The sequence below is a fragment of the Pseudomonas sp. HS6 genome, assembly GCF_023375815.1.
GTDB lineage: Bacteria > Pseudomonadota > Gammaproteobacteria > Pseudomonadales > Pseudomonadaceae > Aquipseudomonas.
The window spans coordinates 2,992,765-3,006,027 of sequence record NZ_CP067412.1 but is presented as its reverse complement, the minus strand read 5'-3'; the positions used below and the strand labels follow the sequence as shown (position 1 = coordinate 3,006,027).

Here is a 13,263-nt window from a genome sequence, read left to right as displayed (position 1 = left end):
GAGCCGATAGCCCGGCGCAATCAACTTGAGGGCAATTGCGGCGGCGGTGCGAGCTGAATTTCCTGGATGGTTTCGATCTGCTCGTGGGCGACGTGTACCCCGGTGAGTTCGCCGATCAGGCGCCAATGCTCGTCGAGCCCGGTGCTGATCGTAGCCATGCGATCGATCATGTGGCGGCCGGCGGTCTTGACCACGTCGTCTTCACTGCGCAGCAGTTCGAAGGACAAGGAGGTAACGGATGCGGTCAGATGAGTCAGTGAGCGTGCCGTGTGGCCCAGCAATTCCATTAACAGTTTTTCTTTCGATTCCATGCGGAGGCTTCCTGCGTCGCTCGTGAGTTATTTATAACTCAGCACTTTGCTTTAGCAAATGTTTCAGGTCTGACATCCGACCAGCGAATCCATGGCCGACCGGTCGCAAACCGACCAGGTCTGCTCCATCCCCGCCCCGCCTGATTGCCAAGCCCTGCGGCGCCAGTGTACAAAGGTCGGGAAATCCGGCTTCAAACCAGCGCTTCGTGTGACCTCGTCACCCCCGCACAATCCGCAAAAATCGTAGCCTATTGGAAAAACGCGACATTTAGTGTCAATATCGCGCCTCCCCCTATTTCGTCGCCCCGTGCGGCTTACGCCGCAGGTCTCGCCCGTTGTTCCTGTAAACAAGGCTTTGAGCATCTGCGGTTTGTAGCAAAAAGGTAGTCAATGATGAGCGCAAGGCACTTTCTCTCCCTGATGGATTGCACGCCCGAAGAGCTGGTCAGCGTGATCCGTCGAGGCGTTGAGCTCAAGGACCTGCGTAACCGCGGCGTACTGTTCGAGCCTCTGAAAAACCGCGTCCTGGGGATGATCTTCGAGAAATCCTCGACCCGCACCCGGATCTCCTTCGAGGCCGGCATGATCCAGCTCGGCGGCCAGGCGATCTTCCTTTCGCCGCGCGACACCCAGCTGGGCCGTGGCGAGCCCATCGGCGACTGCGCCATTGTCATGTCGAGCATGCTCGATGCGGTGATGATCCGTACCTTTGCCCACAGCACCCTGACCGAATTTGCCGCCAACTCCCGCGTGCCGGTGATCAACGGCCTGTCCGATGACCTGCACCCGTGCCAGTTGCTGGCCGACATGCAGACGTTCCTCGAACACCGTGGCTCGATCCAGGGCAAGACCGTGGCCTGGATCGGCGACGGCAACAACATGTGCAACAGCTATATAGAAGCGGCGATCCAGTTCGACTTCCAGTTGCGCGTCGCCTGCCCTGAAGGCTATGAGCCGAACCCTGAATTCCTGGCCAAGGCCGGTGATCGCGTGACCATCGTCCGCGATCCGAAGGACGCCGTGCGCGGCGCGCATCTGGTGAGCACCGACGTCTGGACCTCCATGGGTCAGGAAGAGGAAACCGCCAAGCGCCTCAAGCTGTTCGCGCCGTTCCAGGTCACCCGTGCCCTGCTCGACCTGGCTGCCGAAGACGTGTTATTTCTGCACTGTCTGCCCGCCCACCGCGGCGAAGAAATCAGCCTCGACCTGCTTGATGACCCGCGTTCCGTCGCCTGGGATCAGGCAGAAAACCGTCTCCACGCACAGAAGGCCCTGCTCGAGTTCCTCGTCGAACCGGCATATCACCACGCATGAGTCATGAATTACTGCTGAACCTGCGCAACCTCGCTTGCGGCTATCAAGATCAACGTGTGGTGCAGAACCTCAATCTGCACCTCAACGCCGGCGACATCGGTTGCCTGCTCGGCTCGTCCGGTTGCGGCAAGACCACCACCCTGCGCGCCATCGCCGGTTTCGAACCGGTGCACGAAGGGGAAATTTCTCTCGGCGGTGAAGTGATCTCCAGTGCCGGTTTCACCCTCGCCCCGGAGAAACGCCGGATCGGCATGGTGTTCCAGGATTACGCGTTGTTCCCGCACCTGAGCGTCGCGGACAACATCGCCTTCGGCATTCGCAAGCACCCGAACAAGGAGCGCGTCACCGAAGAGCTGCTGGAACTGGTCAACCTGAAGAACCTCGGCAAGCGCTTCCCGCACGAACTGTCCGGCGGCCAGCAACAACGTGTCGCCCTCGCCCGCGCCTTGGCGCCTGAGCCGCAACTGCTGCTGCTCGACGAACCCTTTTCCAACCTCGACGGCGAGCTGCGACGCAAGCTCAGCCATGAGGTACGCGACATCCTCAAGGCCCGTGGCACCAGCGCGATTCTGGTGACTCACGACCAGGAAGAAGCCTTTGCCGTCAGCGATCACGTCGGTGTGTTCAAGGAAGGCCGGCTGGAGCAGTGGGATACGCCTTATAACCTCTACCACGAGCCGGCGACGCCGTTTGTCGCCAGTTTCATCGGTCAGGGTTACTTCATTCGCGGCCAGCTCGGCAGCCCGGAATCGGTGCACACCGAACTTGGCGAACTGCGCGGCAATCGCGCCTACACCTGGCCGATCGGCGGTGCGGTGGATGTGCTGCTGCGTCCGGATGACATTGTTTATGCACCGGACAGTGGGTTGAAAGCGCGGATTGTCGGCAAGACATTCCTCGGTGCATCGACCCTGTATCGCCTGCAACTGCCGACCGGCGCACAGCTGGAGTCGATCTTCCCGAGCCATGCCGACCATCAGGTCGGTGCGGATGTCGGGATTCGAGTGGCGGCGGAACATCTGGTGCTGTTCCAGGCCTCCGGCAGCACCGCTGCGCAGATTCCGGCGGTGGAAAACGGCGTCCGCCGTTACAGCACCGCACACTGATCTGCACAAAAATAATGAGGGAGCCCGATGGCTCCCTCATTTGTTTTGGCTTCAGCCCAGCATCAATGTGCCGCTGGCCACCAGCGTCGCATTCCCGCCGATCTTCACCCGTTCGCCTTCCAGCCGACAGAACAGCTCCCCGCCCCGCGCCGAACGCTGGCATGCAGTGAGACTGGATTTGCCCAGACGTTTCGCCCAGTACGGAATCAGGCTGCAATGAGTCGAGCCGGTCACCGGGTCTTCGTTGATACCGATGGCCGGGGCGAAATAGCGTGAGACGAAGTCGTGCTGATTACCCCGGGCCGTGACGATCGCACCCAGCCAGGGCAGTTTGGCGAGAGCGACCATGTCCGGCTGGCAATCGAGCACCGCCTGCTCGGACTCCAGCACCACAAACAGTTCGTTGGAACTCAGAACATCCACTGCCTGGACATTCAACGCCCGCTCGATTTCCAGGGTAACGCCTTTCTCCATCGCCTCAATGGCCGGGAAATCCAGCCACAATCTGTCACCCTCGCGGCTGACGCTCAACGGCCCGGACTTGCAGGTGAAATCCAGACGCTCGGCCGTTTCCTTATAGATCTCGAACAACACATAGGCGCTAGCCAGCGTCGCGTGCCCGCACAGCGGCACCTCGGTGGTCGGCGTGAACCAGCGGATATGCCAGGTCTGGCCTTCGCGCACCAGAAACGCAGTTTCCGCCAGATTGTGTTCGGCGGCGATCTTTTGCATCAGTTCGTCCGCGAGCCACGCGTCGAGCCGATAGACCATCGCCGGATTACCGCTGAACGGCCGATCACTGAACGCGTCGACCTGATGAAACTCGAGCTGCATAACCTTCTCCCTGTGTCAGTCGAAAGAGCATGCAGCGCCGGCCGGATCAGCGCCAGTGACAGCGCCTGCCAATTTTCTTCATACAGAGGTCAAGGGCGACCGATGTCGGCAAATTTCGCCTGGGTGTGTTCCGCCAATACCGCCGGTGCCAGTTCCACTTCCAGCCCCCGCCGACCGGCACTGACATAAATGGTCGCAAAAGCCTGGGCGGAATTATCGATAAAGGTACGCAGGCGTTTTTTCTGCCCCAGCGGACTGATGCCGCCCAACAGGTAACCGGTGGAACGTTGCGCGGCAGCCGGGTCGGCCATCTCGACTTTTTTCACTCCCGCGGCGTGGGCAAGCCCCTTGAGGTCAAGACTTCCGACGACCGGCACCACCGCCACCAGCAACTCACCCTTCTCACTGGCCGCCAGCAGTGTCTTGAACACCTGTGCCGGCTCCAACCCCAGTTTTTCCGCGGCCTCCAACCCGTAGGACGCGGCCTTTGGGTCATGTTCGTAACTGTGCACGTGATGTTCGGCACGAACTTTTTTCAACAAGTCCAACGCAGGGGTCATGGCAGCTCCGGGCTCGGCAGTGGCAAAAAATCCTGCGCCGGATTCTAGGTCATCGCCCGGCAAAAGGCTCTACTACGCGCCACGTTTCCCGGGGCTTGCAGGCCGATAACTGCATCGTCGGGCGAGTGACCCGCAGGATCATTCACATGGCTGATAGTTTATTTGTGACTGATGGTTCACTTTCGACCTTTGACAGCTTTGTTTCTTGTCTATATTTTTTCGAATCTGAATAATGTAAGAATTATCGTCACCGCAGCACCCAGCAGTAAACCGGGAACAGGATGGGGATCCTGCCCCGGCGAAAATCGCGCCTTGCCCTGTCGGCAAACGCGCCAGACAACAACAAAAACCGAGGTTTTCAATGACAACTGCGTTACAGCAACCATCGCTCTCGAGCCAGTGCCTGGCCGAGTTTCTGGGTACTGCACTTCTGATTTTTTTCGGTACGGGCTGCGTCGCCGCGCTCAAGGTCGCGGGCGCGAGCTTCGGCCTGTGGGAAATCAGCATCATCTGGGGCGTCGGCGTCAGCATGGCGATCTACCTCACCGCCGGAGTTTCCGGTGCGCACCTGAACCCTGCCGTCAGTATCGCCCTGAGCATTTTCGCCGACTTCGAAAAGCGCAAACTGCCGTTTTACATCCTCGCCCAGGTCGCCGGCGCCTTCTGCGGCGCGCTGTTGGTTTACACGCTGTACAGCAACCTGTTCTTCGATTTCGAACAAACTCACCATATGGTTCGTGGCTCGACTGCCAGCCTGGAACTGGCGTCGGTGTTCTCCACCTTCCCGAACCCTGCGCTGTCGACCGCCCAGGCGTTCCTGGTCGAGGTGATCATCACGGCGATCCTGATGGGCGTGATCATGTCCCTGACCGACGACAACAACGGCTTGCCGAAAGGCCCGCTGGCGCCGCTGCTGATCGGCCTGCTGATTGCCGTGATCGGCAGCTCGATGGGCCCGCTGACCGGTTTCGCGATGAACCCGGCCCGTGACTTCGGTCCGAAACTGATGACTTTCTTCGCGGGCTGGGGTGAAATTTCCTTCACCGGCGCACGTGAAATCCCGTACTTCCTGATTCCGATTTTTGCACCGATTGTCGGTGCCTGCCTCGGCGCTGCCGGGTATCGCGGGCTGATTGCCCGTCACCTGACCAGCGCCACACCTGCTACAAAGGATGCAGAACCGGCCATTGACGGCAAACCAAGAACTTCTTGAAACAGTCGGCGCGGGCTCCTGCCCATTTCGAGCCCGCGCCACGGCCCACTCTCCCTTATTTCGTCCAAGGCAATCGACATGACCGACATTCAGAATAAGAACTACATCATTGCCCTCGATCAGGGTACGACCAGCTCCCGCGCGATCATTTTCGACCGCGATGCGAACGTGGTCTGCACCGCGCAGCGCGAATTCGCCCAGCATTACCCGCAAGCCGGTTGGGTCGAACACGACCCGATGGAAATCTTTGCCACCCAGAGCGCAGTGATGGTCGAAGCGCTGGCCCAGGCCGGTCTGCATCACGACCAGGTGGCCGCCATCGGCATCACCAACCAGCGTGAAACCACCGTGGTCTGGGACAAGACCACCGGCCGCCCGGTCTACAACGCGATCGTCTGGCAGTGCCGCCGCAGCACCGAAATCTGCCAGCAGCTCAAGCGCGACGGCCACGAAGAATACATCCGTGACACCACGGGCCTGGTCACCGACCCGTACTTCTCCGGCACCAAACTGAAGTGGATCCTCGACAACGTCGAAGGCAGCCGCGAACGTGCGCGCAACGGCGAACTGCTGTTCGGTACCGTCGACAGCTGGCTGATCTGGAAATTCACCGGTGGCAAGGTCCACGTCACCGACTACACCAACGCCTCGCGCACCATGCTCTTCAACATCCACACACTCGAGTGGGACGCGAAGATGCTGGAGATCCTCGACATCCCGCGCGAGATGCTGCCGGAAGTGAAAGCGTCGTCGGAAATCTACGGTCGCACCAAGAGCGGCATCGCCATCGGCGGTATCGCCGGTGACCAGCAAGCTGCGCTGTTCGGCCAGATGTGCGTCGAGCCGGGCCAGGCGAAAAACACCTATGGCACCGGTTGCTTCCTGCTGATGAACACCGGCGACAAAGCCGTGAAGTCCCAGCATGGCATGCTCACCACCATCGCCTGCGGCCCGCGCGGCGAAGTGGCTTACGCGCTGGAAGGCGCGGTGTTCAACGGCGGTTCGACCGTGCAATGGCTGCGCGATGAACTGAAAATCATCAACGACGCCCACGACACCGAGTACTTCGCCAATAAAGTGAAGGACAGCAACGGCGTTTATCTCGTGCCAGCCTTCACCGGCCTCGGCGCTCCGTACTGGGACCCGTATGCCCGTGGCGCCCTGTTCGGCCTGACTCGCGGCGTGCGTGTGGATCACATCATCCGCGCTGCGCTGGAGTCGATTGCCTACCAGACCCGCGACGTACTGGACGCCATGCAACAGGACTCCGGCGAACGCCTCAAAGCCCTGCGCGTGGACGGCGGTGCAGTGGCGAACAACTTCCTCATGCAGTTCCAGGCCGACATCCTCGGCACTCAGGTCGAGCGCCCGCAAATGCGCGAAACCACGGCGCTGGGCGCAGCTTACCTGGCCGGTCTGGCGTGCGGTTTCTGGGGCAGTCTGGAAGAACTGCGCGGCAAGGCTGTGATCGAACGCGAATTCGAACCGAGCCTGGACGAAGTCGAAAAAGAGAAGCTCTATAAAGGCTGGAAAAAAGCCGTCAGCCGTACCCGTGACTGGGCACGTGAAGACGCTGAATAAGCCAACCTGAGTACTCGTATCTGGTTGTAACTGGTCGGGAGGTGATTCCTGCGGCATCATGGGCAAATTTTGCACGGCAGCCCAAAGGAAGCCCCATGAATCTGCCTCCCCGTCAGCAGCAAATCCTCGAGCTGGTCCGCGAACGCGGCTATGTGAGCATCGAGGAAATGGCCACGCTGTTCGTTGTTACCCCGCAAACCATCCGCCGCGACATCAATCAGCTCGCGGAAGCCAATCTGCTGCGTCGCTACCACGGCGGCGCGGCCTATGATTCCAGCGTCGAAAACACCGCCTATGCGATGCGCGCCGATCAGATGCGCGATGAAAAACAACGCATCGGTGAAGCCATCGCCGCACAGATTCCCGATCACGCCTCGCTGTTCATCAACATCGGCACCACCACCGAATCCATCGCCCGCGCCCTGCTCAATCACAGTCATCTAAAAATCATCACCAACAACCTGCACGTCGCCTCGATGCTCAGCGCCAAGGATGATTTCGATGTGCTGCTCACCGGCGGCAATGTCCGTCGCGATGGCGGCGTGGTGGGTCAGGCGAGTGTGGACTTCATCAATCAGTTCAAGGTCGACTTTGCGCTGGTGGGCATCAGCGGCATCGACGAAGACGGCAGCCTGCTCGACTTCGATTATCAGGAAGTGCGCGTGTCCCAGGCGATCATTGCCAATGCCCGGCAGGTGATTCTGGCGGCGGACTCCAGCAAGTTCGGCCGTAACGCGATGATCCGCCTCGGCCCGATCAGCCTGATCGATTGCCTGGTGACCGATCAACAGCCGGTGCCAGCCCTGGCGCAACTGTTGAGCCAGCACAAGATTCGCCTCGAAGTCGTTTAACCCATCCTTTGATCGGCGTCTTCACTGACGCCATCGCGGGCAAGCCCGCTCCCACAGTGCCTGTTGCGTTCATCAGTTCCGTGAACGACGAAGTCCTGTGGGAGCGGGCTTGCCCGCGAAAGCGATCGCACAAGCGCCGACATCCGCGCTCAGACGCGCATTTCATGTTCGAATATTTTCTTTTCTCCGCCCTTCGATGAGTTTTTTCAATCGAAGTCGACTGGCTGTGCGCGTCTTTATGGGCTACCATTTTCGCAAATGAACATTCATGTTCGATTTCCAAGACAGAAAATCAAAAGAGCCCGAGGCCAGCCGATGTCCACATCTACCTTGCGTACGCCCCCTATCTCCGAGATCTACGACATCGCCGTCATCGGCGGCGGGATCAATGGCGTGGGGATCGCAGCGGATGCCGCCGGTCGCGGTCTTTCGGTGTTCCTTTGCGAAAAGGACGACCTGGCCAGCCACACCTCGTCGGCCAGCAGCAAGCTGATCCACGGTGGCCTGCGCTACCTCGAACATTATGAATTCCGTCTGGTGCGCGAAGCCCTGGCCGAGCGCGAAGTGCTGCTGGCCAAGGCCCCGCACATCGTCAAACCGATGCGTTTCGTGCTGCCGCACCGACCGCACCTGCGTCCGGCATGGATGATCCGCGCCGGTCTGTTCCTCTATGACAACCTGGGCAAGCGCGAAAAACTCGCAGGTTCCAAGAGCCTGAAGTTTGGCGCCGACAGCGCGCTGAAAAGTGAAATCACCAAAGGCTTCGAATACTCCGACTGCTGGGTCGATGACGCCCGCCTCGTCGTATTGAACGCCATGGCTGCCCGTGAGAAAGGCGCGCATGTCCACACCCAGACCCGTTGCGTCAGCGCTCGTCGTGCCAAAGGCCTGTGGCACCTGAACCTGGAACGCGCCGATGGCAGCCTGTTTTCGATCACCGCCAAGGCTCTGGTGAACGCCGCCGGCCCGTGGGTCGCCAAGTTCATCCGTGACGACCTGAAGATGGAATCGCCGTACGGCATCCGCCTGATTCAGGGCAGCCACGTCATCGTGCCGAAGCTGTACGAAGGTGAACACGCGCACATCCTGCAGAACGAAGATCAGCGCATCGTCTTCACCATTCCGTACCTGAACCACTTCACCTTGATCGGCACCACCGACCGCGAATACACCGGCGATCCGGCCAAAGTGGCGATCACCGACGGCGAAACCGATTACCTGCTCAAAGTGGTCAACGCCCACTTCAAGAAGCAGATCAGCCGCGAAGACATCCTGCACAGCTACTCGGGCGTACGCCCACTGTGCAACGACGAGTCCGATAACCCTTCGGCCGTGACCCGCGACTACACCCTGGCGCTGTCCGGCAATACCGAAGAAGCGCCACTGCTGTCGGTGTTCGGCGGCAAGCTGACCACCTACCGCAAACTCGCAGAATCGGCGATGGCGCAACTGATGCCTTACTTCACGCAGATGCGCCCGAGCTGGACCGCCAGCGCCACCCTGCCCGGCGGCGAAGACATGACCACGCCGCAGGCCCTGAGCGCGCTGATCCGCGACAAGTTCGACTTCGTGCCGACCGAAATCGCCCGCCGCTGGGCCACCACCTACGGCAGCCGCACCTGGCGCATGCTCGAAGGCGTGGACACCCTCGCCGACATGGGCGAGCACATCGGCGGCGGTCTCTACACCCGTGAAGTCGATTACCTGTGCAGCGAAGAATGGGCCACCACCGCGCACGACATCCTGTGGCGCCGCAGCAAACTGGGGTTGTTCACGACCCCGGACGAACAGGAAAAACTCGCGGCGTACCTGAACAAGGTCGAGCAGAACCGCAAGATCGAAGCGGCCTGATCGATCCGCCCGTAGAACGAAAAGCCCCTGAATCGAGAGATTCAGGGGCTTTTTGCATCTTGGCTGAAACGCGGGATGACGAATGCTGTTCGGTTTTCCGAACGCGACCTGTCAGTCGATTCGGATAACCGGATCAGAAACATAGAAAAACACCTTCACAAAACATTAATATTCAAATAAATCAATAAGTTAACTTGTAGCAACTGGTCTGGCACGACTCATGCTCTACACTCCTTCGACGAATGCCTGTCGCGCCAACACGACGGGAGCCGTCAGGCATTCGAAGCACAAAAGGGCCCGCTCAACCGGCTCCATAAAAAAAACAATGTCGAGGAAAATTTGATGCGCATCGTTCCCCATATCCTGGGCGCAGCCATTGCTGCCGCTCTGATCAGCACACCAGTTTTCGCTGCCGAACTTACCGGCACCCTTAAGAAGATCAACGACTCCGGCACCATCACCCTGGGTCACCGCGACAGCTCGATTCCGTTTTCCTACATCGCGGATGCTTCGGGCAAACCCGTGGGCTACTCCCACGACATTCAGGTCGCTATCGTCGAAGCGCTGAAAAAAGACCTGAACAAACCTGATCTGAACGCCAAATACAATCTGGTCACCTCGCAAACCCGTATCCCGCTGGTGCAGAACGGCACCGTGGATATCGAGTGCGGTTCGACTACCAACAACGCCGAACGCGCCCAGCAAGTCGACTTCACCGTCAACATCTTCGAAATCGGCACCCGTCTGCTGGTCAAGAAAGACAAGGAAGGCAAGCCGTCCTACAACGACTTTGCCGACCTTAAAGGCAAAAACGTTGTGACCACTGCCGGCACCACGTCCGAGCGCATCATCAAGGCGATGAACGCCGACAAGCAGATGGGCATGAACGTCATCTCCGCCAAAGACCACGGCGAATCCTTCCAGATGCTGGAAAGCGGCCGCGCCGTAGCCTTCATGATGGACGACGCCCTGCTGGCCGGCGAAGAAGCCAAGGCGAAGAAGCCGGACGACTGGGTCATCACCGGTACTCCACAGTCCTTCGAAGCCTACGCGTGCATGGTTCGCAAAGACGACCCGGCCTTCAAGAAGGCTGTCGATGACGCCATCGTCGCCCTCTACAAATCCGGCGAGATCAACAAGATCTACAGCAAGTGGTTCGAGAGCCCGGTCCCGCCTAAAGGCCTGAACCTGAACTTCCCGATGAGTGAAAAGGTTAAAGAGCTGATCGCCAATCCGAGCGACAAGCCTGCGCCAGACGTAAAAATCTGACACCTGATCTAACCTTGTCGCCTGAGGGGCCCAGCTCCCTCAGGCATCTGTTACTACCTGCTGGTATCAATCTGGAACACTCGACCGTGCGGTTTTCGAGCCGACCGCGTGTGCCTGACCGTCAAGATCAGGCTGGGAACGGAGCTTCCCCAGGCGGGCACTTGTACATCGATCGAATCGAGGGGAGACCCTAATGAATTACAACTGGGACTGGGGCGTGTTCTTCAAGTCCACCGGCGTGGGCAGTGAGACCTATCTCGACTGGTACATCGCCGGCCTGGGCTGGACCATAGCCATCGCTGTCGTGGCATGGATCATCGCTTTGCTGCTTGGCTCCATTCTGGGGGTCATGCGCACCGTGCCAAACCGCATCGTATCGGGCATCGCGACCTGCTATGTGGAACTGTTCCGTAACGTGCCGCTGCTGGTTCAGCTGTTCATCTGGTATTTCCTGATACCCGATCTGCTGCCGCAAAACCTGCAGGACTGGTACAAGCAGGACCTGAACCCGACCACCTCGGCCTACCTGAGCGTTGTCGTGTGCCTGGGCCTGTTCACCGCTGCGCGCGTCTGCGAACAGGTTCGCACCGGTATCCAGGCGCTGCCGCGTGGCCAGGAATCCGCCGCCCGCGCCATGGGTTTCAAGCTGCCGCAGATCTACTGGAACGTGCTGCTGCCCCAGGCCTACCGGATCATCATTCCGCCGCTTACCTCGGAATTTTTGAACGTGTTCAAGAACTCCTCCGTGGCGTCGCTGATCGGTCTGATGGAATTGCTGGCCCAGACCAAACAGACCGCCGAATTCTCGGCCAACCTGTTTGAAGCCTTCACCCTGGCCACCCTGATCTATTTCACCCTGAACATGAGCCTGATGCTGCTGATGCGTCTGGTCGAGAAAAAAGTCGCCGTGCCCGGCCTGATCTCCGTGGGGGGTAAATAATGGAACTCGATTTCAGTGGCATCATCCCTGCCATCCCGGGCCTGTGGAACGGCATGCTCATGACCTTGAAGCTGATGGTCATGGGCGTGGTCGGCGGCATCGCTCTTGGTACGATCCTCGCGCTGATGCGCCTGTCGTCCAACAAGCTGCTGTCACGCGTGGCCGGTGCCTACGTCAACTACTTCCGCTCGATCCCGCTGCTGCTGGTCATCACCTGGTTCTACCTGGCGGTGCCGTTCGTGCTGCGCTGGATCACCGGCGAAGACACCCCGATCGGCGCGTTCACCTCCTGCGTCGTGGCCTTCATGATGTTCGAAGCCGCGTACTTCTGTGAAATCGTGCGGGCCGGCGTGCAGTCGATTCCCAAGGGCCAGATGGGCGCCGCGCAAGCGATGGGCATGACGTATGGCCAGACCATGCGCCTGATCATCCTGCCCCAGGCGTTTCGCAAGATGACCCCGTTGCTGCTGCAACAGAGCATCATCCTGTTCCAGGACACCTCGCTGGTCTACACCGTGGGCCTGGTGGACTTCCTCAACTCCGCCCGCTCCAGCGGCGACATCATCGGACGCTCCAACGAGTTCCTGATCTTTGCCGGTGTCGTCTACTTCATCATCAGCTTTTCCGCCTCGCTGCTGGTCAAGCGTCTGCAAAAAAGGTTCGCCGTATGATCTCTATCAAGAACATCAACAAGTGGTATGGGGACTTCCAGGTGCTGACCGATTGCAGCACCGAGGTCAAAAAAGGTGAAGTGATCGTGGTCTGCGGTCCGTCCGGTTCGGGCAAGTCGACCCTGATCAAGTGCGTCAACGCGCTGGAGCCTTTCCAGAAAGGCGACATCGTGGTCGACGGCACGTCGATTGCCGATCCGAAGACCAACCTGCCGAAACTGCGTTCGCGCGTCGGCATGGTGTTCCAGCACTTCGAGCTGTTCCCGCACCTGACCATCACCGAAAACCTGACCATCGCGCAGATCAAGGTGCTGGGCCGCAGCAAGGAAGAGGCGACCAAGAAAGGTCTGCAACTGCTGGATCGCGTCGGTCTGTCGGCTCACGCCCACAAGCACCCGGGCCAACTGTCCGGCGGTCAGCAACAGCGTGTGGCGATTGCCCGTGCGCTGGCGATGGACCCGATCGTCATGCTGTTCGACGAACCGACCTCCGCGCTGGACCCGGAAATGGTCAACGAAGTGCTCGACGTGATGGTGCAACTGGCCCACGAAGGCATGACCATGATGTGCGTGACCCACGAAATGGGTTTCGCCCGCAAAGTGGCCGACCGGGTGATCTTCATGGATGCCGGCAAGATCATCGAAGACTGCAAGAAGGAAGAGTTCTTCGGCGACATCAGCCAACGCTCCGAACGCGCGCAGCATTTCCTCGAGAAAATCCTGCAGCACTAAAAACCTGCCGGATTCCCCGACAGCAACTGTC

General features: G+C 59.6%; 13 protein-coding genes. 10 read left to right on the top strand and 3 right to left on the bottom strand.

Annotated elements, in window-relative coordinates; genetic code table 11:
* Window positions 1-20 precede the first annotated feature (20 nt).
* Window positions 21-311 carry a hypothetical protein gene (locus JJN09_RS13590; RefSeq protein WP_249490577.1) on the bottom strand — a complete coding sequence of 97 codons (291 nt, stop codon included), beginning with the start codon at window positions 309-311 and terminating at the stop codon, window positions 21-23.
* Window positions 312-704: 393 nt separating this feature from the next.
* Between JJN09_RS13590 and argF the strand changes: the two genes are divergently transcribed.
* Complete coding sequence (argF, locus tag JJN09_RS13585) at window positions 705-1,625, top strand: ornithine carbamoyltransferase (protein WP_096818463.1); 921 nt, start codon at window positions 705-707, stop codon at window positions 1,623-1,625.
* Window positions 1,622-2,731: an ABC transporter ATP-binding protein gene (locus JJN09_RS13580; protein ID WP_085606758.1), complete on the top strand. Its 1,110-nt coding sequence runs from the start codon at window positions 1,622-1,624 to the stop codon at window positions 2,729-2,731. The genes argF and JJN09_RS13580 overlap by 4 nt, the downstream gene beginning before the upstream one ends.
* Before the next feature lie 51 nt (window positions 2,732-2,782).
* Here JJN09_RS13580 and JJN09_RS13575 read toward each other — a convergent pair whose 3' ends face one another.
* A complete protein-coding gene (locus JJN09_RS13575) occupies window positions 2,783-3,565 on the bottom strand; it encodes a PhzF family phenazine biosynthesis protein (protein ID WP_249490576.1) in 783 nt (260 codons plus the stop codon).
* A gap of 89 nt (window positions 3,566-3,654) precedes the next feature.
* Window positions 3,655-4,125: a Cys-tRNA(Pro) deacylase gene (ybaK, locus tag JJN09_RS13570; protein ID WP_249490575.1), complete on the bottom strand. Its 471-nt coding sequence runs from the start codon at window positions 4,123-4,125 to the stop codon at window positions 3,655-3,657.
* 361 nt (window positions 4,126-4,486) lie between these two features.
* Between ybaK and JJN09_RS13565 the strand changes: the two genes are divergently transcribed.
* The 8 genes from JJN09_RS13565 to JJN09_RS13530 all read left to right on the top strand — a co-directional run bounded on the left by JJN09_RS13565 (window position 4,487) and on the right by JJN09_RS13530 (window position 13,232).
* Window positions 4,487-5,338 (top strand): MIP/aquaporin family protein, encoded by an 852-nt coding sequence (locus JJN09_RS13565; RefSeq protein WP_249490574.1) that lies wholly within the window; start codon window positions 4,487-4,489, stop codon window positions 5,336-5,338.
* Window positions 5,339-5,416: 78 nt separating this feature from the next.
* Window positions 5,417-6,919, top strand: a complete 1,503-nt coding sequence (gene glpK / locus JJN09_RS13560; protein WP_249490573.1) for a glycerol kinase GlpK — start codon at window positions 5,417-5,419, stop codon at window positions 6,917-6,919.
* A 95-nt stretch (window positions 6,920-7,014) separates the two neighbouring features.
* The gene (locus JJN09_RS13555) at window positions 7,015-7,770 is read left to right on the top strand and encodes a DeoR/GlpR family transcriptional regulator (RefSeq protein WP_007953179.1); all 756 of its coding nucleotides are present in this window, start codon (window positions 7,015-7,017) and stop codon (window positions 7,768-7,770) included.
* Window positions 7,771-8,085: 315 nt separating this feature from the next.
* Entirely contained in the window at window positions 8,086-9,621 is a 1,536-nt protein-coding gene (glpD, locus tag JJN09_RS13550; protein WP_249490572.1) for a glycerol-3-phosphate dehydrogenase, read from the top strand.
* Window positions 9,622-9,963: 342 nt separating this feature from the next.
* On the top strand, window positions 9,964-10,890 hold the full coding sequence (locus tag JJN09_RS13545; RefSeq protein WP_249490571.1) for a glutamate/aspartate ABC transporter substrate-binding protein: 927 nt from the start codon (window positions 9,964-9,966) through the stop codon (window positions 10,888-10,890).
* A 193-nt stretch (window positions 10,891-11,083) separates the two neighbouring features.
* A complete protein-coding gene (locus tag JJN09_RS13540) occupies window positions 11,084-11,830 on the top strand; it encodes an amino acid ABC transporter permease (protein ID WP_065906793.1) in 747 nt (248 codons plus the stop codon).
* A complete protein-coding gene (locus tag JJN09_RS13535) occupies window positions 11,830-12,501 on the top strand; it encodes an amino acid ABC transporter permease (RefSeq protein ID WP_249490570.1) in 672 nt (223 codons plus the stop codon). Before JJN09_RS13540 ends, JJN09_RS13535 begins: the two co-directional genes overlap by 1 nt.
* Window positions 12,498-13,232 (top strand): amino acid ABC transporter ATP-binding protein, encoded by a 735-nt coding sequence (locus JJN09_RS13530; protein ID WP_085709475.1) that lies wholly within the window; start codon window positions 12,498-12,500, stop codon window positions 13,230-13,232. Before JJN09_RS13535 ends, JJN09_RS13530 begins: the two co-directional genes overlap by 4 nt.
* The last annotated feature ends 31 nt before the right edge of the window (window positions 13,233-13,263 follow it).